Source organism: Chryseobacterium shigense, assembly GCF_900156575.1.
Lineage (GTDB): Bacteria > Bacteroidota > Bacteroidia > Flavobacteriales > Weeksellaceae > Chryseobacterium > Chryseobacterium shigense.
Genome location: NZ_FTNY01000020.1, coordinates 1 through 1,279 on the forward strand (window position 1 = coordinate 1; position 1,279 = coordinate 1,279).

1 protein-coding gene is annotated in these 1,279 nt (G+C 30.1%); it reads left to right on the plus strand.

Features of this window, described 5'->3' with window-relative positions:
- Positions 1–246 precede the first annotated feature (246 nt).
- Positions 247–1,209 carry an IS110 family RNA-guided transposase gene (locus BW964_RS22195; protein WP_076510775.1) on the plus strand — a complete coding sequence of 321 codons (963 nt, stop codon included), beginning with the start codon at positions 247–249 and terminating at the stop codon, positions 1,207–1,209.
- The last annotated feature ends 70 nt before the right edge of the window (positions 1,210–1,279 follow it).

Here is a 1,279-nt window from a genome sequence, read left to right on the forward strand (position 1 = left end):
TGTGATAAGTTTGTTTATTATAATAACGCTCTTAAAAAAGTTAAAATATCTTTGGAATATTAATTCATTGGAAAAAGCAATAGGAAAAAGATAGAAACCTTGTTGGTACTTGATACCGTCCTTGACACTTAGTCCCTATTGCTTGTTTTCTAAAAAACCGAATAGAATGTTGTTTCGTCATAGGAAAACTCTTATCACACTGGTTCAGTAGAAAACACTTTTCCAATAAAATAAAGAACTTTTATAATGGCAAATTTAGAAAAAAAAGTAATCGGGGTAGATGTGAGCTCAAATATTTTAGTCATGAGTTTTTTAGATGATGAAAAAGAGCAAATCATCACTATTGGTAACAACAAGGTACATATTGAGAAGTGTCTGAAGAAGTGGGATACCAGTCAATTCAAAATTGTTGTAGAAGCTACAGGATCTTACAGTAGTAAAATTTTGTATTACTCTTATTATATGGGATTTGAGGTTTATCAAGTGAGTGGGTTATCTATTAAAAAGTTTTCAGAAGTAAAAAATCATATTAGTAAAACTGATCAGCAGGATGCCAGACTAATAAGAAACTTTGGAGAAACTATGACAATGAATCCATATGAACCGAAAAAAGAAAATATTGAATTTCTGGAGCAGGAACTCAATCTCTGGCAAGATTTAGAACAGGAAAAAGCAAGATATTCATTGAAACTTAAATCCCTTAGTCAAAAGCCCATTGTTAATACAGTGGTTATAAAACACTACAAAACAATTATTAAAAGGATTAATAAAGATATTAAGGACCTTGAGAAAAGGCTTCCCCATCTAGAGGATAAGGAACTTAAAGAAAATAAAGATTTATTATCAAGCATAAGTGGAATTGGAGAGAAAACAGCCTTGTTGTTACTTGTTGCTACCAATAACTTTAAAAACTTTAAACATTCAAAGGCACTTTGTAAATATTTTGGAGTCGTTCCTAAAATGTATCATTCTGGGAACAAGAAAATATCAATTGGAAAATGCAGAACCAGCAAGGGTTTTGTAAGGAGTACTTTATATGTGTGCTCATGGAGTGCAATGCGATTTAATACACAATGCAAAGCTCTTTATGAAAGAATTCTGGAAAAAAAGAAATGTAAAAAAGTAGCATTAATTGCTGTATGCAATAAACTTTTAAGACAAGCTTTCGGGATCTTAAAGAATAAAATACAATATCAACACAATTATTAATAAAATATAAATATTTTAACTTTTAAAAGTTGGCAATTAACATAGAATGTCAAGGTTTTGAACCTTGACA

What these genes read in the sequence shown, in the direction of transcription:
- BW964_RS22195 (WP_076510775.1), top strand. Translation starts at nt 247, where the DNA reads ATGGCAAATTTAGAAAAAAAAGTAATCGGGGTAGATGTGAGCTCAAAT.